Below are 22714 nucleotides of genomic sequence, written 5' to 3' on the forward strand. Positions count from 1 at the left end.
TATGTCCAAATTTAAAAATTATATTATACTTTTGAACAGTTCGGTTTTAGGGGAAGCTTACAAGAGCCTTCAGGTTATTTTGCTGAAAAAGTTCTAAAATCAGTTAGTGTAAATGTCTGTTTTCCTAAAAACTGAAAGTACTTTTTTCCAAATAGAATTTTGAATTTTGCTATAAAATGGAATGTTTAGGCTTTCAATTCTTTGAGTTTTTCAAATATATCAAAGTGAAGTTTTTCTGTTCTCAATTCGATTTTAAGATTATCATTAGAGTTTTCAATTTTATAAATTTCTCCAGAAAGGAAAAGCGGTTTCAATATTTTCAGCATTTGCTTTATAAATTTATTATTCTGTTCACCATTTATAATTAGATATTTGTCTGAAAAATCTAAAATTGAAAGCGATTCATCCAATTGAAGATTAAAAAAATCAATAAACGATTTTTTTCTAATCTTAAAATTCGAACCAAATCTATTAGTGGTTTTCCATTCAGCCATTGTCAGTAGATTCTGATATTTACTCGAAAGAAATAAATTTCCAGAGGTGAAAGTTGCTTTTTTATATCTTAAAATCCAGGTATTCGGTTTAGTTATTTTTCCAATTATTGAAAACGACCACGCATTAAAATTCCCTTTTACATTTCCATTTTTTTCTAGAATAAAACTTTCAAATTCTTTGCAGAATTTTTTATTTCTGACAAAATAGGGCGAATCAACTTCACTTTTAGAGCTATTGGATTTAATCTTCATTTTGCTTTCTATTTTGTATTTAGGTCAAAAAAAACTGTTTTATTAAAACTTCAATACAGTTAAATTTAGCAATTAATTTTATGACTTGAATAGTTTGTTTTTGAAAAGTGCCATTTATTTTAAAAATAGCAGAAAGCACTTTGAGCAAGAGATTATATTTTGCACAATTTGATTTGAATTATTTCTAAAATTTCAAAAAAGGAGAATTAATTTCTTTGAAATAAATCTAAGAATTTTATTAAATCTAAAAGTCGCAATAATTCAACTAAGCTAAGAAAATGATAAAAAAATGGAAATAATTTTAATCTAGTATTTATGGTTTTCTTCTAACACCTTCAATTAATTCTGAATTCATTTGAATTTCACTATTAGACCTATGTAAAACTGAAATATCTCCAGTTGATTCTAATATAACAGCTTCCACTTGATTGAAATCTAAGACATTTGCTTCTCTCAATTTTGCAATTAATTGCGCTTTTTCAATTCTGGCATGTTTCAAATTTTCGAATAAAATCTTATTTTTATCCATCAATAATAACGGCTTGTTTGAAATTAAAGAATTAACGAATGGTATTCTTCTTTGAAGAAATGAAAATATATAGGTGAGAAACAATAAACTAGCAATAGCTATTGAGCCATGAATGATGCTTGTCTTTGATGTCAGAGTCGAAGAAATTATACTACCAATAGCTATAGTAAAAGCAAAATCGAAAGCTGTGAATTTGGCGAAAGACCTTAACCCAACTATTCTAGTTAGCAATATAACAACAATAAATATCAGAATACTTCCTGCTACTGTTTCCCAAAGCGGGTCCTTTAAGTCATAAATCCATTCCATAATTTATTTTTTAAAACAATTAAGATATAAAAGTAGGCTATTCAAATTTGCAAACTTGTAAGCTAAAATTGATTTAGTTATAAATATTGATTATTAAATTATCTTTCAAAAGCTTTATACCTTTTACTGCGATCAGTTATTTTTTCTCTTTTCTTATGATAAATGTCGTTCAAATCTTTAGTAAATTTTTCTAATTCATTTGCTACTTCTTGAATATTCTCTGAGTACTCATGAATATTAATTTTGTTGAGATCTTCTTCATTAGTTATCAATGAGGTTAGACCTAAAAGGCTTGTTACTGGTCTTCGTAAAACATGCGAGATGTCAAATGCAATTTGCTCCATTGTTTTTTCATACTCTATATGACTTGTTATATCTTGAAAACTGCCGTACCAAACCACACTTCCATCTTTTAGCTTTTCAGGTGTAGCTTTAACCATATGCCATTCATCATCTTCGGAATTTAACCTGTACTCATTATACCATTCGGTAAGATTCTTATATGATTGTTTAAGACTTTCAAAAAATTGTGGAAGATCTTCTGGATGAATTAGTTGAAATCCAATTGCAGGATCTTTTTTCCATTCTGCCAAATCTACATTTGGATGAAGTTGTTTTATGCCTTCACTAAGAAAATCAAATTTCAATTCTCCGTCAAGGTTCATCCTTACCTGAAAAATCCCTCCTGGAATATTGTCAGTCAGTTTTCTAAGATTTTCTGTATTCGAATCAATTTTATTTTTTTGGTTCAGAACTATTTTACGGGTATTTAGGTAATCCATTGCCTTTTTGGATAAAATTTGCAATACCTTTTCTTGATTTTTAGAAATTGTGTGGGGTTTGTGGTCTATTACGCACAAAGTTCCCAAAACATTTCCATCAGGTGTTTCCAATGGAACTCCAGCATAAAATCTAATATTGGGCTGGTTTATGACTAATGGATTATCCTTAAAACGATCATCTTTTAGGGAATCATTTATCACAAAAACCTCCTTTGGTTTATTCAGAGTATGCTGGCAAAACGAATGTGAACGGGAAGTCTCTGGTATATCTAAGCCTATTTTGGCTTTAAACCATTGACGATCTTTATCGATAAAGGTAATCAAGGAAATCGGAGCATTACAGGTTAAGGAGGCTATTTCAGCTAATTCATTTAGTTCATCTTCTGGATTGGTGTCCAGTATTTTGTATGATTTTAAATCTTCTAATCTATTATTTTCCGATTTCATTCTTTCTTTATCTTTTTGCAGGGAGCGTGGTTGAGTTTTTATTTCGTTTTTGACTCCATTTATGTTTAAAAATTGGCACTTTTTATAAAAAAAATTAAACTCATCTTTATTTGGACCTTAGTGACAATCTGATGATAATTTCTAAAATTAGCTTCATAGTTTTTTCAATTATTTGCCAGAGTTAAAAATATTAATTATTAGTGATGATGGCTTTTTTTTATGAATAATTACTTTGAAATTTTAAGAAATTCTTGCTTAAAATATTTTATTCTAAATTATTAATTTTAAAAAAATTGATATAAAGTTTTCCGACTGTGCATGTTGAAAAAAACATTAAAAAGTAAATCATCACATACTTTTTTTGGAAGAAACTATCGGTAAATAAATCAGTTGCACTTAAAACTAACAACCCATTTCCTATAAACCAAAAAAATATAATTAATCTTATGACTTTTTTCGATGGTTTCATAAGAAATTTATTTTTGAAGTTTTCATTCATTAAAGATTATTATTCGATTTGTTAATCCGAAATTCAATACTGTGATAAAAATTTTAAATCTCCTAATAATCATGAAATCAGCAATGAATTCAATTCTTGAAGTCATCTGTATTTAGATTATGAACAATTGCTGAAAAAAGATGACCATTTGGACCATCATTTTCTATCAAAGCAGGAGCAAGTGCGCCAGGCAAGACTTCTTCTACAGCGTGATCAGCACTTGAACCTCCTAAATCAGTACGTAGCCAACCTGGATCAAGCATATTTATTCTAACATTGGTTTTCTCTAATTTTATAGCGATATCATCAGTAAGCTTATTAACCGCCCATTTTGATGCTGCATACGGAGCAAGTTCAGGTTCGTGTCTTATTCCAGAAGTAAGATTAACCACACGTCCGAAACCATTCTCTATCATTGCGGGGATAAATGCAGCACTCAATTTATACATTGCATAAACATTTACTTTGAAACTGCTCATCCAATCTTCGTAACTATGGCTCCAAAAATCGGGACGATAGGGGGACATAATTGCCGCATTGTTATATAAAATATCAACACTAATTTTTAAATCCTTTACTTGGTTTATTAAATGATCCATTTGTGACTCATCAGATAATTCTCCAAACACACAATACGTATTCACTTCAAATTTTTCTAACATATCGAGAGTTTTAGTACAACTTTCACGAGTTCTTCCATGCACAATAATATTGCATCCTAAATTTGCCAAACCTTGTGCAACCTGTTGACCAACTCCGCGACTTGACCCTGTTATTAAGGCATTTTTGCCTTTTAAATCTATCATAATATATTTTTTAATGACTATCTAAAAAACCGCCTCATTCAGTTTCTCAGTCGTAAATTTAGAAAATTATTATTGAATTTTAATTGAAACTCCAAACCTCTAAATTTATTAAGTAGTAGCGAAGGCTATTGCTAAATTCATAATGAATTGATTGCATTACTTTTAAATAGCCTAAAAAAGTAAAAAATCTTAATTTAGAATTTTGTAAAAGGATTCTTTGCAGAAAAATGAAGACATAAAAAAACGAATTGCGAGAACACAATTCGTTGATTTAATTAGCTTCTAATTTAGTAGCGGGGACTGGACTCGAACCAGTGACCTTCGGGTTATGAGCCCGACGAGCTACCTGCTGCTCTACCCCGCGATATATGTTGTAAATAATTTTATCAATATCGGACTGCAAATATAAGACTAATTTAGAATTCTGCAAAATAATTTTCAATTAATTATTGTTGAATATCTTCTGCTCTAAATTCCTGAAGTTCGTCTGCTTCAAAACGCACCGTAATCTGAATTGGATTGCAGCAAACTTCGCAATCTTCAATATAGCTTTGTTGTCTCACAGAACGGTCTAATAGCATGCTGATTTCTTCCCAACAATATGGACATTGAAAAAAATATTCTAACATTTTTAAAAATTTATGTTCAATAATTGCCCAGTGAGTTGCAATAATTGTAATTCAGCGATTTTAGCGTCATATTTAGCCAAATTTTTACTGGTTTGGGCGTTTATCAAATTGATTTGTGCTTGCCTAAATTCAATGGAGGTGATTTGACCAATGTTGAATTGCTCTCTGGATCTTTCAAAATTATTTTTATTGGTAATCACATTTTTCTCCTGAAGTTGATAAATGTACAATCGATTTTTATAATTATTGAATGCATTTGAAATATCTCGCTTGACTTGAAGCTGAATTTGTTTCTTCTGCAATTCTTGATTGGCATAATCTATTTTTGCATTCTGAATCCTAACAGCTGTTTGGCCACCGTCAAACAAATTCCATGATAAGCTTACGCCAGCAGCATATCCAGAAGTGGTTTGTGTTGATGCGGGAAAAAATGGAGACTCGGGGCTTATATTTCGATTCCAGCCATAGGATCCGAATAAGTCAACTGTTGGAAAATAACCAGATCGACCGATTTTGATGTCAAATTCGCTAATAGTTAAGTTCTTTTCAGTTTGAAGAATAGAGACATTGTTTTGCTCAGCATCATCAATATATTGTTCAATTTGAAGTTCTGGTGTAAAAGTGATTAATGTGTCAACTTTGAAATCATCTTCCATTTCAGCATTCAGGATAAGCATCAAATCGCGTTTGGTGTTGTCCAAATTCTGTCTGGCGTCAATCAAATTTATACTATCATTAGCAGCATCTACTTCTGCATTTAATGAAACTAATTTAGAATTTTGACCAAATTCAAATTGATATTTTGCGCGTTTTACCCTCTTGTTTGAAATTTCTAAAGTTTGTTCCAAAATCTCAACATTTTCATAAAGTCGAGCAACTTCATAATAGACTGTAAACATTTGAATCAATGTGTTTTCAATAGTTTCTCTGGCCTGAAGTTGGCTCAAATTATATTGTTCTTTCAAACTTCTATAATTGTAAAGGCGACCTAAACCATCAAAAATAGTATAATTCAAATTGAGATCTGCCGCATAAGCTCGAGTTTCCAAATCATTTTGATCTCGTGGTTCCTGACCTTCAACTTCCGCTAGCCGATCGTCCATACTATAATCAAAACCCAGGTTTGTGGACAAGGTTGGCAAATATCCTGAATTCAAAATGCTTTGGTTGTTATCCGCAATATTCACATTGTTTTCTGAAATCTGAATTTCAAAATTATTTTCTAAAACTAAAGCTGCTGCTTCATCTTTGAATAATATTCCATCTACTTCTTCATTTTGAGCAAAAAACTTTGCTGAAAATACAAAAGTAAAAACCAATAGAAATGTGATTTTATTCAGCCTCATCATAATCTTTTTCTTCTTGTTGTTCTTTGTAGGCACGTTCTAAGGTGGTTCTGTCTGCTATTTGTCCTTTAGGAATCCATTTCACTCCGAGTTTGATATAATTGCTAATAGACAAAAATATAGGCAACAAAATTAAAGTCAAAACCGTAGCAATCCCGATTCCATAAGCTATGGAAATTGCCATAGGCTTCAAGAATTGCGCTTGACGGCTTTTCTCAAAAATTAATGGTGCTAAACCAGCAATAGTAGTCAAAGATGTTAAGAAAATAGCTCTAAATCTAGACTTTCCAGCTTCAAATAATGCGTTATCAAAATCCAAGCCTTCCCGAATATTATTGTTGAATTTTCCAATCAGCACTAAACCGTCATTTACCATAATACCGATGAGTGCAATTATTCCTAAAGCTGACAGTACATTGATTGGGAAATCATGAAAGTAGTGTCCCCAGGCCACCCCAATAATACTGAATGGCACCAATAACATCAAAATTAAGGGTTGGCTATAACTTCTGAAAGTAAAAGCAATAGTTGCATAAATCAAAAATAAAATAATTGGCAGAACAGCATTTGCAGAGTCGGTTAGCTTTTTTGCTTCACGATTTTGCCCTTCGTAAGACACTGAAAGTGAAGTATATTTTGACAATAAATCTGGCATCACATTTTCACGAATATTATCTAGAATTTCGGTAGAACTTCCATTTGGATCTTCCATATCTGCACTGACCTGAATTTCTCTCAGGCCATTCAAATGACTTATTGATTCAGTGCCGCGGACAATTTTGTAAGTCGCAATTTCTGAAAAGGGTACGCGATTTCCCGACGGCGTGATAAGACGCATATCTTCTAGGTTTGTTATGGATGATCGATTTTCCAAATTATACCTCACCCAAACCCGAATTTCATCTTGCCCACGTTGAAAACGCTGTGCTTCAGTTCCAAAAAAACCGTTTCTAATTTGTTGCATCACATCAGATAAACCAAGACCGAGCGCATAAGCATTATCTTTCAGCGTAATATCAATTTCTTTGATGCCTTCAGGGTCGCTATCAGTGACATCTTTCAGCAACGGATTGTCTTCCATAATGGTTTTTAACTCCTCTTTGGCAGCTTCCAATTCATCAAAATTATTGCCTAATAGTGACACAGAAACTGGTAATCCGCCAAAATTCCCACCAGAACCAAAAGTCAGTTGTTCCACACCCAAGACTGGACCGGTTTCCTCACGAATGGCGTTTGTGATTTCTGGAGAGGAAAAATCACGTTCTTCACCTGGAAGTAAATTCACCTGTAAAGAGGCTTTGTTGTTTCCTGGTCCAACTCGCTTTATGATATTTTCAATTACAGGTTTATCTCCAGTTTGTCTTTTAGTAAAATCCTCATTGACTCGCCAGGCAGCAGATTCTACTAATGAAATTATTGAATCTGTGCGCTCAGGGTTTACGCCTTCTGCCATCAATAAATTTATACTGACACGATCACTGGCTATACTTGGAAATAATGTGATTCTAACTATATTTCCACCAATGGCTCCAATTGTTATAATCAATAAAGCCACAATTATAGACAGTGAAAAAAATTGATTTTTCAATGAAAATTTGAGTATCGGCGCATAAGTCCGATCTCTGAGAAAACGCATAATTTTATCACCTGTTTTATTGATAATTCGCATTTTTTTAAAAAGTCTAGAGAAAAAATTAGATTTCTTTTCATTTAAATCTTCCTCTCTTACCAAAGCTTTAGAATGGGCAATGTGAGCAGGTAAAATGATGAAAGCTTCAATAAGTGAAATCACCAAAGTAAGGATAACAACGGTTGAAACTTCACTGAAAAATTCTCCTAAACGACTATCCAAAAACAAAAAAGTTGTGAATGCCAAAACTGTGGTAATGATAGCAGAAATAACTGGTGGAACGACTTCCATCGTACCGTCGATAGCAGCACGAATAGGTTTTTTACCACGTTCGTAATGTTGATAAATATTTTCTGAAATTACAATGCCATCATCAACTAAAATCCCAATAACTATAATCATCCCAAAGAGCGATAACACGTTGATCGTAACATCGAATAAACCTGCAAATACAAACATGCCTAAAAAGGCGACCGGCAAGCCAAATGACACCCAAAATGCAAGTCTTGTATTCAAAAATAAGGATAGAAAAATAAGAACTAATGCAATTCCCATAGCTCCATTTTCCAGAAGAAGTTGGGTACGCTGCTTTAGGGTTATCGAACTATCACTAATTACATTCAGTTGAACGTTATTATTTTTAGCATTAAAGTCTTCAACATATTCATTGATTTTGTCTGCTGTAGGAATCAAATCTTCTGAATTGGTGTTGCTTATAGCGATATTTACAGATACATTTCCATTGAAAAAAGACACATTTGAAGCTTCCTCGAATTGATCTTTCACCAGTGCAATATCTGAAAGCTTTACGACATTGCCTGTGGGTTGCGCTTTTACTACAATATTGTTGAGCGCATCGGCGTAATAATTTCTTTTATTGGCACGAATTAGATAATCTTCAGCTTTGGTTTTGATGGTTCCTCCTGTGGTCAATATATTATTTGCTGCCACAACGCCAGCGACATCTTGAAAAGTTAAATCGTAAGCGAGTAATTTATCTTCACTGACAGCGATTTCTATTTCTTCATTTGGAAATCCAGTAATTTCTATTTGCGAAACACCGTCCATTCGGCGTAAATCGGATTCAATTTGATAGCTAATATCTTTTAGAGTCTTCAATGGAATACCTTCTCCAGAAATAGCAAAATCTATAGTTTGCCTAATGTTTTCTTGTTTAGCCACAACTAAAGGTTCCATGCCAGTCGGAAAAGTGGGGACGCGATCTACAGCATTTTTCACTTCTGTAAGCATGATATCGATATCCTCGTCTTGCTCAATTTCGACAGTGATGGAGCCGCCACTTTCCCTAGCTGTTGAAGTTACCCGATCTATACCTTCTAAGCCTTTCAGGTTATCTTCAATTTTGAGAATAATTCCTTCCTCAATTTCTTCAGGTGCAGAACCAGGATAGGAAATATTGATATTAATCAGCTTAGATTCTACAAGCGGGAAGAATGAGGATTTCAAACTTAGAGCACCAGCAATTCCAAAAAGCACAAAAGCCAAAATAACAATATTAACTGCCACTTGGTATTTTATAAAATAACTGATCAGATTTCTCAATGCTTTGAAATTTATGGTTTTTGTTCGCCTTCAATAGTGACTTTCATTCCCACATATGCACCAGGAACGACATTGGCTAGTAGTTTGGTTCCATCGGGAACGCCGGTGATTATTACATCTTGGTCGCTGAAATGTTTAGGCTGGACTTCTATTTGTTTGATGCGGTTATTTTCTATTATGTAAACCTTGCTCCGTCTAATCAGTAATTCTCTTGGAATCCGAATGGCATTTTCTATAGTATTAGCTTTTATAATGGCTTCCAGATACATGCCTTCTTTGGCAAGTTTATTTTCAATTCTGATAAAAACTTGTACAGTTTGGGTGTTAGGATCTATTTGGGCATTAATTCTAACAATTTTGCCTTTAAAAGTTAGATTATCGTCCAAGGTTTTCATTTCTACTGAATTACCAACTTCTATGTATTTAATGTATTCCTTTTTGATCGAAATCTCTAATTCATAAACAGAAGGATCAATAAATTCACCTAATTTTTGTCCCTGACGAACCAATGTTCCTTCATTTACAGAAGCTTCTGTAAGTACACCATCGAATGGCGCGATAAGTTTGAATTTCAGCAAACGCTCTTCAAGGTTTTTAAGATTATAGTAATCTGTAAGAATCTGCCTACCTGTAATGAAGTAACGCTCTTTATTATTTTCGAATTCAGGTAATTCGGGAGTTGGTTTATCCATTTCGAAATTGTCCAAATAGGTTTTCCATTTTGGATAAACTTCTGGGTAATCCAAACGTAAATCTGGCATGATGGAAGCAATGGAATTGTACAATTGACTTTTTACCGACTGAACATTAGCAGCGAATTCTCTTTCATTGAGATCTATAAGAATCTCACCACGCTTGTAGGCTTGTCCTGGCCTGAACGGATGACTGCTACTGCGAAAAACACCCTCAACTTCAGCAAAAATTTCAAATTTATTGACTGCTTCTACACTTCCATTTGTAGATAAATTGACGGGAATGCTGGTGTTTTGAACATTGTAAATAAATACGGGTTTCTCTATCGTTTTGGGTTCTGGTTTTTCTTTAATATTGTTGTCTATAATCCATTTTGCAATAAAAATAGAACCAACAATTAAAATTAAACCCAGTATAAAAAGTATAGCCTTTCTCATTAGAAAAAAATTGTTTGTAAATCTATCTTTATGGATTTCAAAATTGGGTTAAAGATTTCACAATTTATAGACTATCAAGTTTAATCTGAAACTGTTCCCAGTCTTTCATCAAAGTTTCTAGTTTTTGTTTTTTTGCGTTGTATTTTTCAAAAAAGTCAGGTTGTTGAACCGTTTCTTCATAATTGGTTTCTAACTTATGGTCGATCTCTGCAATGTTTTTTTCAATCTTGGAGATTTCAGCTTCAATATTGCTTAATTTATTTTGTAAAGATTTTTCTTTCTTCTGCTTTTCGTAATCGTTTTTTGTTGATTTATTGGCTTGCTTTTCTTTTTTGACTTTATCCTTTTTCTCAACTTCTCGCATTGATTCCATTTCGCGATATTTCAAATAATCATTGATGTCGCCAAGGAATTCTTTAACGTGGTTATTTCTGAATTCATAAACAGAATCTGCCAAACCTTGCAGAAAATCTCTATCGTGAGATACTAAAATCAAAGTACCTTCAAAATTATTCAAAGCCGCTTTAAGTACATTTTTGGATTGAATATCGAGGTGGTTCGTTGGCTCATCCATAATCAGTACGTTGAACGGTGATAAGGATATTTTTGCCAACGCCAAACGGTTTCTTTCGCCTCCAGAAAGAACTTTTACATATTTCCCTACATCGTCGCCACGAAATAAGAAAGATCCTAAAATATCTCTTACTTTGCTTCGGTTAGTTTCATTGGCAGCATCGATCATGGTATCTAGAACGGTTTTGTTTCCATCCAAATATTCGGCTTGATTTTGAGCAAAATAGCCGATTTCTACATTGTGTCCAAGTTTCAATTCGCCTTTATGTTCTAGTTCTCCGACAATAATTTTAGCCAAGGTAGATTTCCCTTGTCCATTTTGACCTACAAAAGCAATTTTGGAGTTTCGTTCAATTAAAAAATCAACATTTTTAAAAACCAAATCATCGCCAAATGATTTGGCTAAATTTTCAGCTTCAATGACTACTTTTCCAGGGTTTTTAGAAATATTAAAGCTCACATTCATCACCTGATTGTCTTCCTCGTCAACTTCAATGATTTCAGTTTTTTCCAGTTTTTTTATTAGTGATTGTGCCATAGAAGCTTTGTTCGCTTTAGCACGGAATTTGCTAATTAACTTTTCGGTTTGCTCAATTTCTTTATCTTGATTCTTCTTTGCCGCCAGTTGTTGTTCGCGAAGTTCTTCTCTAAGAACTTTAAATTTGGAATAGGGTTTATTGTAATCGTAAATCTGGCCTAGAGATAATTCAATAGTTCGGTTGGTGACATTGTCTAAAAACATTTTGTCGTGAGAAACTATGACAACACAACCGCTGAAGTTTGTTAAAAAACCTTCTAACCAAATTATACTTTCAATATCTAAATGGTTTGTTGGCTCATCTAAAAGCAAGATATCATTGTTTTGAAGTAAAAGTTTCGCCAATTCTATACGCATTCGCCAACCACCAGAAAATGTGTTGGTTTGCTGAGAAAAATCTTCGGTAGTAAAACCTAAACCTTTTAAAACCTTTTCGGTATCGCCCTGATAATTATAACCGCCAAGAATTTCATATTGTTGCTGAAAGTCGTTCAAATCAATCATTAATTGATTGTAAGCGTCGCTTTCGTAATCTGTACGCTCAACTAATTGCTGATTGATATGTTCTAGTTTAGCTTCAATAGTTTTAATTTGTTCGAAAGCTTGGTAAGCTTCTTCTAAAACAGTTCGACCTTCTTCAAAATCTATGTCTTGTTTAAGGAAGCCAATACTGATTTCTTTGTCTTTAGCTATTTGACCAGTGTCAATAGACATTTCTCCGGCAATAATTTTGAGCATAGTCGACTTTCCAGCGCCGTTTTTACCAATAAGACCGACGCGATTGCCTGGACTGAGTTTGAAACTGATGTCTTTAAACAAATATTCTCCTCCGAAAGACACGGACAAGTTATGGATATGTAGCATATGTTACTTAGAATTTGTGCAAATATTGGTATTTTTGACTTGCAAAGCTAAACATTAATTGAAAATGCTAAAAGGTTCGAAATTATACAGCATCCTAACGGGGACTTGCCCAGTATGTCATGAGGGCAAAATGTACAAAGAGTCCAATCCTTATAAATTAGGTAAGATTTATGATATGCACGAAAGATGTAGTGTTTGTAACACAAAATATAAAATTGAACCGTCGTTTTTTTATGGTGCTATGTACGTAAGCTATGGACTTGGCGTTGCATTCTCTGTGGCAACTTTTATAATTTCTTATTTTTTTATTGGTCTCGATGTTATCACTTCTTTTATAGCTATAATCATTGTTCTATTAGCTTTGATGCCTATTATAATGCGATTATCTAGGAATATTTGGATCAATATGTTTATAAATTATGACAAGAATGCTAAAGGTAAAACTTCAAAAAGCGACTAATATCCACATCCTTATCAAGCGTTTGATTCTTGGTAATGTGCAATAATAAATCTTTAGACAAACTTGGTGCAGAAATAATACCTCGACTACCAAAACCATTGAAAACATACATGTTTTGATATTTTGGATGCTTGCCCAAGATAGGTTTTCGATCTGAAACAGTTGGTCGTACTCCAGCAATTTGATCTACAATTTCAAAATTACAATTTAAGAGAGCAGATAAGTTTTCTTTTAATTGACTTCTAGCTTTCGGTGTTGGTATATCATTTAGATTATCTCGACTGTAAGTTGCACCAAATTTATAACAGTCATTTCCTACTGGAATTATAAAATATTTAGATTTTAAAATTGTGTGGTTAGAATTTAAATCTGGTGCGTGAAAAATGATATATTCACCTTTATTACCATAAATTGGAAGCCAGTTAAAATAAGGATTTTGGACAACACCAAATCCTTCACAAAAAACAATATATCGATAAGTATTATTTTGGTAGGTTATTTTATTATTTTGAATGTCAATCTTTTCATAATCAAAACTAGCTTTAATGAAACAAGAATTTTTCAGAAATTCACTTTCTTTACGTTCCAGGATATTTTTTAAATCTAGTAAAAAGGTATGTTTGACAATCCCAGATTTATAGTTTTTTGAAATTTCAGGATTGTTAATCACTAATTCATCATTTAAAAAACTGGATAATTGAAAATTGTCTGAAGCTAGCATCCAATCATTTTGGTCTTGTATGGAAGAAAAGATTTTATGGATAGGTACAGGTTCAAAATCAGATGTCGAAGGATAAGTTATTGATTTATAAAAGGAAATGGCTTCACGAAGAAAGGAATCTGCATTCCAGGCAAGTTTATAACGTTTTAAAGCGACTGGATTTAAAACACCGCCAGCAACTCTTGAAGATTTTTGACTACTATCTGATATAACATCAAAAGAGAGGTTGTTTTGCTGAAGTCTATTTGAAAAAGTAAGTCCAGCGATACCAAAACCAACGATAAGAAAATCTTTCATAAATAAAAACGCCTTTACAAATAATTGTAAAGGCGAATTTATTAATTTTAATATTAGGAATTTAGTAATTCCACATATCTAGTTCAAAATTTCTAATTTCTTCTTTAATTCTGTCAGATTCTAGTAATTGCATTAATGCATTATCTTGAATGTATTCATCTACTTCTCTGTCTTCATAGACATTTTCAGTTTTATAAATAACTGCATCAAAACGTCTAGAGTTTAACAGATGATCAAAACTAAATGGCATAGAACTGTTGTCTTTATTTAGGACTTTAGCTTCGTGCAATGCTTGACGAGCATCAGGAAACCAAACCCAGAAATAAGGAATAACTTGAGGTTCTCCAGTAAAACTAGGATTCTGCGTTTGAATGTCATAACCTGCAGGTGCAATACCAAGCAATCTGTATCTCATTTCACCTTGAACTTTATCAAAATACCACATTCCTTTAATATGATATTCTAAAATATTATTACCAGTAATTTCTGTAGGAATAATATAAGGCTCCATCTGATCGATTAAAGCAGAAGGATAAAGTTCAGGATAGTTTTCAAGATTACCACTGATAGAACGAGTAATAAACTGCTGAACAGCTTCTGTTCCAGTTACACCATATTGCCCTAAAATATCAAGAGCAACATCGGGTAAGAAAATAGCTTTCAATGCATCTTGAACATCTTCGAAAGAACGCTTTTTATTGAAGTAACTAGTCGCATAAACTTCAGTAACAGGCGCTTGAGATGTAGTATCTCCAGTTGCGCCAGCTTCAATAGCATCTAAAAGTACTTGAAATAAAGAACGTCTGTCTTTGCTTACAGAATTATCGTTTGTGGGATAAAGCAGTGGAAAATTAACTTTTTGGTTAAGGTCTATTTTTTCCCAAACGACTTTAGACCACAAAACGTCTCTGTCTCCTACGTAACCATACTCTAATGGTTCATCATCGTCATATTTTTCTTGGTCTTCTGTCAAAACACCAACATCCTCAGGTTTTTCTGCATTCAATATATTAGATTGAGCTGATGCAGAAAAAGCGGCTGCTAGGAAAAACAGACTTGCCAAAAAATTCAAATTAAATCGCTTCATCTTTATAAATTTTCTTTTAATTCTAGTTTGTAAGCTGTACTAATATTGCTGGCATATTTTTAACGTTTACACCAGGAACGTCAGCTTTAATATCAAATATTTGTACAATATCACCAGTTTTAGCTAAATCAAGTAAGCCTTTTGCTTTTTGATCTAAACGGTCACCGTTAACTACAACTGAAGGTTGTCCAGGAATACTAATAGTGAATCTCTTAACTTGTGGTGTAATGTCGAAATCAAAGTTTTCAAAAGTAGCACCAATCGGAGAAACAGCTAAAGCATTTCTAGGCATTTTGATCGCAGCTCCTTCTTGAATTTGTCCACGAACGGTTGGAGTTGGTCTTGGTAAACTCTTAATTCTAAAAGTAACAGGTGGGGAACTAATTCTATCACCATCAATCTCACCAGTAACATTTATTTTTAACTCTGTACCAGTGGTTGGAACAACTTCGTAGCTCGTTCCGCTAATTTGTTTAAGATTTGCTGGAGTAGCACTCGCACTAATTTTATTACTAGGCACACCAGGCATAGAAACTGTTATCGGGTTTTTAATACCTCTATAAACAACATTCATCTTATCTGCTGAAACAATAGCTTGATTAGGCTTAGGAATTACAGAATATGATTTATCGACAGGAACTTCAATTTCTTTACCTTCTTGTAAGAATGTCAAAGTACCTTTAATTTTATGATCACCTGCACTTCCAGCGTTGACATTAAGCTTTACTTGACCACCTTCAACTTTAAAATCCTGACCCTTAGTTAATTTTCTTCCGTCTAAAGTCAGCTCAACTTCGTTTGGAACAGTGTTTTCATCTGTTCGGCCTAAAACTATAGATCCATCAAAAACATTTCCTTGGTAATAAGCGCTACGATCCTGTTGTAATAATGTCGTATAATTTTCCATCGATGCCATTTGTGTCAATTGTCCAGAAAGCATAGATGATAAAATTTCATTCTCAAGAACTTTTAAATCATGTTGTAAGTTGGTGATTTTAGTAATTGATGAAATTAAAGGATAGCCAACAAAATGGTGTCTTATATAGTTGACTTTAGCACCTTTTACACCAGAATCAGGACTAACATCGTCAGCACTAAATCTTTCGTTTATAGTAGCTAAAAATCCTTCATATTTCGACTTACCACCTAGGATTTCATTCATCTTATCCTTATAAGATCTCATATTCGCTAAAAATTGTTCTCCTTCAGGCTTAAGTTTTTCACCTTTTACAAACAATTCATTAACATAAGATGATTTATCCATTGTTTCGTAATCTTTAGGATCATCTACAGAATTGTACATTCCATCCTTTATTTCTGCAAAATAGTTAAAAAGCTCTGAAGTTGCAGCTGAAACATTCTCTGCCATTACCTTTACTTCTTCAAACTGCTCTGGTGATTCTTCGGCTTTAATTTTAAGTCCTTGAAGCGCCTGGTCATTTTTGGACTCAAAGTTTTCATTAGATTCTTCTAACGATTCATTGATCGTTCCAAAGGCGGACAAAACTTCCTTTGACATATTAAGTGCTAGCATTGCTATAAACACAAGATACATCAAATTAATCATCCGTTGTCTTGGGGTTTCTTTTCCTCCTGCCATATTATATTATAGGTTTATTTTTATTCTAAGGGTTATAGGTTAATGTTACGCTTTTGGACGCATAGCAGTTAACATATTTCCATAAACACTATTTAATGAGTTCAGGTTATTTGTTAACGACTCCATTTGATCTTTCAATTTGGAAGCATTGTCAGCAACTGCCTGATTAACTTCAGCTTGTTTTGATGCAGACTCAACCTGTACTTTATAAAGACTATTCAAAGATTCCATTTGCGAAGCAGCAGTACTCAATTCCTCACTGTATTTTTTCTGAGAACTCATTGCTTGAGCAGTAGGTGCAATGCCTTTAGCAGCATCTTCAAAATTTCTCATGCTTTGGCCAAGACCTTCCATCAATTTGGAATCGATTTTAGCTTCTTTCAGCATTTCGTCTAACTTCTTAGACAACATACCTTGCTCGTCTTTTGGAGCTTCTTCTTTTTTGCCAGCTTTTTTGGCTGCTGGTTCTTCCTGAGCTAATTCAGGATAAACTTTTGACCAATCTAGGTCTGTATCAATTGGTTCAAATGCAGAAACTGTAAATACTAATGCTTCTGTAACAAGACCAATAGTTAACATAAGACCACCAGTTAATGGTCCAATTTCGATGTGTTGAATTTTAAATAATGCTCCAATAATTACAATAGCCGCTCCAAGGCCATATACCATATTCATTATTTTTTTTCCTGATTTTGACTTTGCCATAATAAAATTTAATTTTTAAATTTAAGTTATTAATTTAGGTTTGGGTTTAATTTTTATCTATCTCTATTTAAATCTAAGGCATTACCTAAGAAATCTTGTACAATTCGGAATCCTATGTAACTTCTAGCTGAATCCGCATATTCATAATCTCTTGTACTCACTTGTAAGAAATAGCTTACATCTTTCCAAGATCCACCACGAATCACTTTTCTTAAATTATCCTTATTATTTACGTTCGGGCTCATTGGCGACATATATTCGTATGATGCTGGATCATAAGAAGTATTAACCCATTCAGCCACATTTCCTGACATATTATAAAGCCCATAATCATTTGGCCTATAAGAGTCAGCCTCTGCTGTATACAACACTTCATCAGCAGCATAATCACCTCTCATTGGTTTGAAATTTGCTAAGAAACAGGCACGATCGTCTTTAGTATAAGGACCACCCCACGGATAGGTCGCGGACTCAATTCCACCTCGAGCAGCATATTCCCATTCAGCTTCAGATGGTAATCTAAACATATTTGACCTTGACTCCCCGATTTCTCTTCTGAAATCGTTCAAATGCTTGGTTCTCCAATTTGCAAAAGCTTTAGCTTGCTTCCAAGTCACACCGACAACAGGATAATTATCAAAAGCAGTATGCGCAAAGTAGTCATTATGCATTGGCTCATTATAAGAATAATTGAAATCTCTTACCCAAACTGTTGTGTCTGGATAAACTTCAACCTCTTCTTCAGTTACATTACTAGATCTGTCCTCGCTTTCTCTTGCAGCAGCTTCAGTATCCATAGTTTTGTAACTGTACTTGAATTTCGTAACATCCAACATTCTTTCACCATTGAAAGATTGATCGTTAGACAAATAAAACTCATCCATTACCATTACGTAAGATTCGTCAGGATACTCAGATGTTTCCCAAATAATATCAACATCCCAGTTTAACTGCTGATCCATTGGATCATAGTGTCTTGAGAATTCTTGATATGGCGTTAGGTTCTGATTTTGATTCCCTCCACCTTGGTTATCCGCATTTTGGAAAGCAAAGTCTTGGATGGTTCTATTTCTACCACCTCCTTGACCTCCACCGTTTCCTCCAGCAAGCTCAGCCTCTTCAGCAAGTCTCTGTCTAACAACTGAATCTCTGACTCTATGAACAAACTGTCTATACTCAGAGTTTGTAATTTCCGTTTCATCCATATAAAAAGAAGGCACAGTCACTGTTTTGGTTGGTGCATTTTCTAAACCGGCAATATCATCATCAGCTTTACCCATAATAAAAGAGCCGCCGGGCACCAACACCATTCCATATGGTTTTTCAGGAAACCACTTTTTTCCTTCAACACCAACTAATTGACCTCTATCAGAGTTACCACAGCTGGTTAGAACAATAGCTATTAAAAATAGCTGTAAATAATTTTTCATTTCCATAAAACTAAATCTTATGTTTTGGGGCGTAAACCTATTCAATTAATTACAAATAAACAATTTTTTTCTTAACAATCACTTAAAAAAAGTACACTTTTAAAGTAAATTCTTATATTTAGCATTTAACCAGCGTTCTGGAACAACTGAATTGCAAGCATCTATATAATCTTTTTTATCGCATGCTAATAACGAAGCCTTATTAAGATTATTATCAACATCTTTAGCTGAAGGAATTTCCATCCACCAACGATTAGATTTTTCACTTTTAAAGAACACTAATATCTCATCAGATATAGGAACGCTATACTTAGTAATGTTATTGTTAGCTTCTGAAATATTTTCTGTAAGTCGCAAATTAAAACCTTCAAAAAAATACCACAATGTTTGTGCTATCAAATTTACGAAATTTTCTGATTTCATTATAGACTGAATTTCATACAAACCAAAACTTGTCAATTTTTCGCTCATTCCTGCATATCTCGACAATGCACAAAACTCAAAAGTGCTGAATCCATTTGGCATAAAATGAGATGCTTCGCCAAGTTCTGAAGTTTTTATGCTTGTCACATCGATGCTAAGCAAATCTGAATCTCTCAGCACAGGCTCTGCTCTTTTCAAATCATTTTTTAAAACCCCAAGACGCAGGGCGTCAAAAAATAATTTGTCCATTAAGTCAATTTCTTCTTGAGGAGATAGGAATGTTTGATATCCCAAATTCGCATAATTGAACATATTATACGGCTCATCAACTATCATTTTACCAACATAGGATTGTCCATTCATAGGCATATCTGAATTACCTAAATCAAACTTGTGATCTACAGTTGACAAGTTGACCATATATTTTATGCCATCATATGCACGATATTGAGCAAAGGTCAAATCCTGACTTCCACCCAGAATAATTGGAACTATATTTTTTTTTAATAATTCTGAAACTAAAGATTTTAATGCATATTCTGTGTCTGAAGTTTCAGCACCAGGTTGAATATCACCTAAATCTAAAATACTTGTCTTCCAGTTTCCAATAAAAAGCTTATAAAGCGCCTTTCTAATATCATTGAAACAAAAATCAGACTTTTGCTCATATAGGCTATTTCTAGCTTCTGCCACACAAACAATTGCAATATCAAAACCTTCTATTTCATCCTCGTCAATATCGTTGTAAAAACTAACAATACCAGAAAGTGTTTGGCCTGAAAAATTCTTGATTTCAGATTTTACATTTTCATCAATTGGATTTAAAAAATCAAATCCCATTTTTATTTAGAGTTCTTTTTAGTTGAAGACTTTTTTGTAGTCGTTTTTTTGCTTGTCGTTTTCTTCTTCGTTGCTGTTTTCTTTTTTGCAGGTTTCTTTTTGGATTTAGTATTTTTCTCCAAAATCGCTTTCACTTCATCTAAAGTCAAAGCTTCTGCATCGGTAGTTTTAGGGAGCTCAACTTTTGTTTTCCCTTTAGAAACTTTAAATCTTCCCCAGCGTGCTTTTTCTACTTTAATACCTTCATCTTCCCAATGATGAATCAATTTGTCTTTTTCTTTTTGAATTTTATCTTCAATTAATTCAACAATATCCTTGTCTGACAAATTATCGAAGTCATATTTTTTATTCACATTTATAAACATGCCGTCCCATTTCAAATATGGACCGAAACGTCCTACTCCTTTCTGAACACCTTTGTCTTTATAATAGTAAATTGGTTCTTCTGCTTTTTCTTTAGCTTTGATTAGCTCTATTGCACGATCGTAAGATACATCAAGCGGATCTTCGCCTTTATCAAGGGAGACAAACTTTTTACCGAAACGAACATAAGGACCATAACGTCCTATATTTGCTTCAACTTCTTCATCCTTGTATTCGCCAAGTTTTTTAGGAAGCTTAAACAAGTCCATAGCTTCTTCATATGTCACCGAAGCTAAAGTTTGCTCTGGTTTTAAACTCGCAAACCTGGGTTTTTCGTCATCTTCTACAGAACCAATCTGAACCATCGGACCGAATTTCCCTAATCTAGCACTTACTGGTTTTCCTGTTTCGGGATCTTTTCCTAGAATTCTTTCCCCAACTTCACGTTCAGCATTTTCTGCTACATCTAAAACATTTGGATGAAAATGAATATAGAAATCCTTCATCACTTTTGTCCATTTGGCATTTCCTTCAGCAACTTCATCGAAATCTTGCTCCAATTTAGCTGTAAAATTATAATCCAAAATACCTTTAAAATGTTTTACAAGAAAATCGTTTACAACCATTCCAACATCAGTAGGCACCAATTTACCCTTGTCGCTCCCAACTTTTTCTGAAAGCGTTTTGGTTTTTATATCATCATTTTTGAAAGTGTACTGAACATATTCTCTTTCAGTTCCGTCAACATTTCCCTTTTCAATATATTTTCTATTTTGAATTGTTGAAATGGTCGGCGCATATGTTGATGGTCTTCCAATTCCTAATTCTTCTAATTTCTTTACCAAAGAGGCTTCTGTATATCTCGATGGCGGACGTGTATATCGTTCTGTCGCCTGAATATAATCGTTGGTCAAGTTTTCACCGACCGACATCGCTGGCAACAAACCACTATTTTGTTCCTCATCATCGTCATCTTTGCCTTCCAGATAAACTTTCAAAAAGCCATCAAATTTCACAACTTCACCATTTGCTGTGAATTGACGATCGTCTTTGTCTGAGGAAATTTTGACATTTGTGCGCTCTAACTCTGCATCGCTCATTTGTGAAGCAATACCGCGTTTCCAAATTAATTCATACAAACGTTGTTGATCCCGTTCTGCATCGATTTGGTGCGAGGCAAAATTTGTTGGACGAATTGCTTCGTGAGCTTCTTGTGCACCTTTTGACTTTCCTTTATAATTTCTTGCTTTATGGTATTTGTTTCCATAAGCGTTATCGATTTCATCTTTAGCACTTTCTTTAGCTTGTGATGATAAATTCACACTATCCGTTCTCATGTAAGTGATATGACCAGCTTCGTACAAACGTTGCGCCATATTCATAGTTTTACTCACAGAGAAATACAATTTTCTCGCTGCTTCCTGTTGCAAAGTAGAGGTCGTAAATGGTGGCGCAGGCGATTTTTTAGCTGGTTTTTTGGTTAAATCATCAACTGTAAACTTAGCTTGCTTTTGGGAATCTAGAAAAGATTCTACCTCTTCTTTAGATTTTAGATTTTTAGGTAACTTAGCTTTGAAAGCATCACCTTTACTCGTTTTGAATTGTGCGTCGACCCTAAAAGAAGCCTCCGGAGAAAAATCTATAATCTCGCGTTCACGCTCCACAATTAATCTTACTGAAACTGACTGAACACGCCCAGCAGACAAGCCACCTTTCACTTTTCGCCATAAAATTGGCGACAATTCGTAACCGACCAAACGGTCTAAAATTCGTCGAGCTTTTTGGGCGTCGACCAAATTATAATCTATTTCACGTGGATTTTCAATAGCACGCTGAATAGCAGTTTTTGTGATTTCAGAAAAAACAATACGTTTTGTTTTGTCTTTTTTTAAATCCAATTCATCTGCTAAATGCCAAGCAATGGCTTCTCCTTCTCGATCCTCATCACTGGCAAGCCAGACCATTTCAGAATCTTTCGCCATCTTGCTAAGTTTCCTTACTACATCTTTCTTATCTTTATTGACAATGTATTTCGGCTTAAAATCATTATCAACATCCACTCCCAATTCTTTGGATGGTAAGTCAGCGATGTGCCCAAAACTAGACGCTACTTTATAGTCTTTTCCAAGAAATTTTTCTATAGTTTTAGCTTTGGCCGGTGACTCAACTATTACAAGATTTTTTGCCATTTAATTTTAATTTTATGATTGCAAAAGTATACGAATTTTTTGATTTGAATTTTAGAATGAATTTAAAGTGAAAATTTACACCTCCGAAAACTCTTCATAATATTTCAAAAACAGCATTCAAATTGGTTTCAATTTTACATCAAAAAAATGAAATCTGCAAAATGACACTTTGTCAGTTTTTTCATTAAATGTATCTTTGTCAAAATTT

17 protein-coding genes and 1 tRNA gene are annotated in these 22714 nt (G+C 33.6%); 1 reads left to right on the forward strand and 17 read right to left on the reverse strand.

Going from position 1 to position 22714, the window contains the following annotated elements; translation table 11 throughout:
• Nucleotides 1–185: 185 nt before the first annotated feature.
• The 10 genes from EIG86_RS05585 to EIG86_RS05635 form a co-directional block, all read right to left on the reverse strand.
• The gene (locus EIG86_RS05585; protein ID WP_127845180.1) at nucleotides 186–746 is read right to left on the reverse strand and encodes a hypothetical protein; all 561 of its coding nucleotides are present in this window, start codon (nucleotides 744–746) and stop codon (nucleotides 186–188) included.
• Nucleotides 747–1059: 313 nt separating this feature from the next.
• Nucleotides 1060–1584 (reverse strand): DUF421 domain-containing protein, encoded by a 525-nt coding sequence (locus EIG86_RS05590; protein ID WP_127845181.1) that lies wholly within the window; start codon nucleotides 1582–1584, stop codon nucleotides 1060–1062.
• Between the two features lie 98 nt (nucleotides 1585–1682).
• Complete coding sequence (locus tag EIG86_RS05595; RefSeq protein ID WP_127845182.1) at nucleotides 1683–2813, reverse strand: GAF domain-containing protein; 1131 nt, start codon at nucleotides 2811–2813, stop codon at nucleotides 1683–1685.
• A gap of 588 nt (nucleotides 2814–3401) precedes the next feature.
• Complete coding sequence (locus tag EIG86_RS05605) at nucleotides 3402–4118, reverse strand: SDR family NAD(P)-dependent oxidoreductase (RefSeq protein WP_205030461.1); 717 nt, start codon at nucleotides 4116–4118, stop codon at nucleotides 3402–3404.
• Between the two features lie 291 nt (nucleotides 4119–4409).
• Nucleotides 4410–4482: transfer RNA gene (locus EIG86_RS05610), tRNA-Met, on the reverse strand.
• 82 nt (nucleotides 4483–4564) lie between these two features.
• Nucleotides 4565–4747, reverse strand: coding sequence for a CPXCG motif-containing cysteine-rich protein (locus tag EIG86_RS05615; RefSeq protein WP_127845185.1), 183 nt, complete (start codon nucleotides 4745–4747; stop codon nucleotides 4565–4567).
• 2 nt (nucleotides 4748–4749) lie between these two features.
• A complete protein-coding gene (locus EIG86_RS05620; protein ID WP_127845186.1) occupies nucleotides 4750–6093 on the reverse strand; it encodes a TolC family protein in 1344 nt (447 codons plus the stop codon).
• Nucleotides 6080–9286 carry an efflux RND transporter permease subunit gene (locus tag EIG86_RS05625; protein WP_127845187.1) on the reverse strand — a complete coding sequence of 1069 codons (3207 nt, stop codon included), beginning with the start codon at nucleotides 9284–9286 and terminating at the stop codon, nucleotides 6080–6082. The genes EIG86_RS05620 and EIG86_RS05625 overlap by 14 nt, the downstream gene beginning before the upstream one ends.
• A gap of 11 nt (nucleotides 9287–9297) precedes the next feature.
• Nucleotides 9298–10416, reverse strand: a complete 1119-nt coding sequence (locus EIG86_RS05630) for an efflux RND transporter periplasmic adaptor subunit (RefSeq protein WP_127845188.1) — start codon at nucleotides 10414–10416, stop codon at nucleotides 9298–9300.
• 64 nt (nucleotides 10417–10480) lie between these two features.
• Nucleotides 10481–12391, reverse strand: coding sequence for an ABC-F family ATP-binding cassette domain-containing protein (locus tag EIG86_RS05635; protein ID WP_127845189.1), 1911 nt, complete (start codon nucleotides 12389–12391; stop codon nucleotides 10481–10483).
• Nucleotides 12392–12455: 64 nt separating this feature from the next.
• Between EIG86_RS05635 and EIG86_RS05640 the strand changes: the two genes are divergently transcribed.
• Nucleotides 12456–12851, forward strand: coding sequence for a DUF983 domain-containing protein (locus EIG86_RS05640; protein WP_127845190.1), 396 nt, complete (start codon nucleotides 12456–12458; stop codon nucleotides 12849–12851).
• Here the strand turns inward: EIG86_RS05640 and EIG86_RS05645 are convergent.
• The 7 genes from EIG86_RS05645 to topA form a co-directional block, all read right to left on the reverse strand.
• Nucleotides 12823–13869, reverse strand: a complete 1047-nt coding sequence (locus tag EIG86_RS05645) for an NAD(P)/FAD-dependent oxidoreductase (protein ID WP_127845191.1) — start codon at nucleotides 13867–13869, stop codon at nucleotides 12823–12825. The two genes, EIG86_RS05640 and EIG86_RS05645, sit on opposite strands and share 29 nt — an antisense overlap.
• Before the next feature lie 61 nt (nucleotides 13870–13930).
• Nucleotides 13931–14956, reverse strand: a complete 1026-nt coding sequence (porN, locus tag EIG86_RS05650) for a type IX secretion system ring subunit PorN/GldN (RefSeq protein ID WP_127845192.1) — start codon at nucleotides 14954–14956, stop codon at nucleotides 13931–13933.
• 22 nt (nucleotides 14957–14978) lie between these two features.
• Nucleotides 14979–16556 carry a type IX secretion system motor protein PorM/GldM gene (gene porM, locus EIG86_RS05655; RefSeq protein WP_127845193.1) on the reverse strand — a complete coding sequence of 526 codons (1578 nt, stop codon included), beginning with the start codon at nucleotides 16554–16556 and terminating at the stop codon, nucleotides 14979–14981.
• A 45-nt stretch (nucleotides 16557–16601) separates the two neighbouring features.
• Entirely contained in the window at nucleotides 16602–17261 is a 660-nt protein-coding gene (gene porL / locus EIG86_RS05660; protein ID WP_127845194.1) for a type IX secretion system motor protein PorL/GldL, read from the reverse strand.
• 53 nt (nucleotides 17262–17314) lie between these two features.
• Entirely contained in the window at nucleotides 17315–18691 is a 1377-nt protein-coding gene (porK, locus tag EIG86_RS05665; protein WP_127845254.1) for a T9SS ring complex lipoprotein PorK/GldK, read from the reverse strand.
• Between the two features lie 99 nt (nucleotides 18692–18790).
• A complete protein-coding gene (locus EIG86_RS05670; RefSeq protein ID WP_127845195.1) occupies nucleotides 18791–19954 on the reverse strand; it encodes a formimidoylglutamase in 1164 nt (387 codons plus the stop codon).
• Between the two features lie 2 nt (nucleotides 19955–19956).
• Nucleotides 19957–22506, reverse strand: a complete 2550-nt coding sequence (topA, locus tag EIG86_RS05675; protein WP_127845196.1) for a type I DNA topoisomerase — start codon at nucleotides 22504–22506, stop codon at nucleotides 19957–19959.
• Nucleotides 22507–22714: the final 208 nt, after the last annotated feature.

Origin of the sequence: Psychroflexus aestuariivivens, assembly GCF_004010055.1 — a bacterium.
Taxonomy (GTDB): domain Bacteria; phylum Bacteroidota; class Bacteroidia; order Flavobacteriales; family Flavobacteriaceae; genus Psychroflexus; species Psychroflexus aestuariivivens.

Excerpts from the sequence above, each read along its gene's own strand:
- topA (WP_127845196.1), bottom strand. The coding sequence starts at position 22,506 with ATGGCAAAAAATCTTGTAATAGTTGAGTCACCGGCCAAAGCTAAAACT.
- porL (WP_127845194.1), bottom strand. The coding sequence starts at position 17,261 with ATGGCAAAGTCAAAATCAGGAAAAAAAATAATGAATATGGTATATGGC.
- porK (WP_127845254.1), bottom strand. The coding sequence starts at position 18,691 with ATGAAAAATTATTTACAGCTATTTTTAATAGCTATTGTTCTAACCAGC.
- EIG86_RS05670 (WP_127845195.1), bottom strand. The coding sequence starts at position 19,954 with ATGGGATTTGATTTTTTAAATCCAATTGATGAAAATGTAAAATCTGAA.
- EIG86_RS05585 (WP_127845180.1), bottom strand. The coding sequence starts at position 746 with ATGAAGATTAAATCCAATAGCTCTAAAAGTGAAGTTGATTCGCCCTAT.
- EIG86_RS05590 (WP_127845181.1), bottom strand. The coding sequence starts at position 1,584 with ATGGAATGGATTTATGACTTAAAGGACCCGCTTTGGGAAACAGTAGCA.
- EIG86_RS05645 (WP_127845191.1), bottom strand. The coding sequence starts at position 13,869 with ATGAAAGATTTTCTTATCGTTGGTTTTGGTATCGCTGGACTTACTTTT.
- porN (WP_127845192.1), bottom strand. The coding sequence starts at position 14,956 with ATGAAGCGATTTAATTTGAATTTTTTGGCAAGTCTGTTTTTCCTAGCA.
- EIG86_RS05640 (WP_127845190.1), top strand. The coding sequence starts at position 12,456 with ATGCTAAAAGGTTCGAAATTATACAGCATCCTAACGGGGACTTGCCCA.
- EIG86_RS05605 (WP_205030461.1), bottom strand. The coding sequence starts at position 4,118 with ATGATAGATTTAAAAGGCAAAAATGCCTTAATAACAGGGTCAAGTCGC.
- EIG86_RS05615 (WP_127845185.1), bottom strand. The coding sequence starts at position 4,747 with ATGTTAGAATATTTTTTTCAATGTCCATATTGTTGGGAAGAAATCAGC.
- EIG86_RS05595 (WP_127845182.1), bottom strand. The coding sequence starts at position 2,813 with ATGAAATCGGAAAATAATAGATTAGAAGATTTAAAATCATACAAAATA.
- EIG86_RS05620 (WP_127845186.1), bottom strand. The coding sequence starts at position 6,093 with ATGAGGCTGAATAAAATCACATTTCTATTGGTTTTTACTTTTGTATTT.
- EIG86_RS05635 (WP_127845189.1), bottom strand. The coding sequence starts at position 12,391 with ATGCTACATATCCATAACTTGTCCGTGTCTTTCGGAGGAGAATATTTG.
- porM (WP_127845193.1), bottom strand. The coding sequence starts at position 16,556 with ATGGCAGGAGGAAAAGAAACCCCAAGACAACGGATGATTAATTTGATG.
- EIG86_RS05630 (WP_127845188.1), bottom strand. The coding sequence starts at position 10,416 with ATGAGAAAGGCTATACTTTTTATACTGGGTTTAATTTTAATTGTTGGT.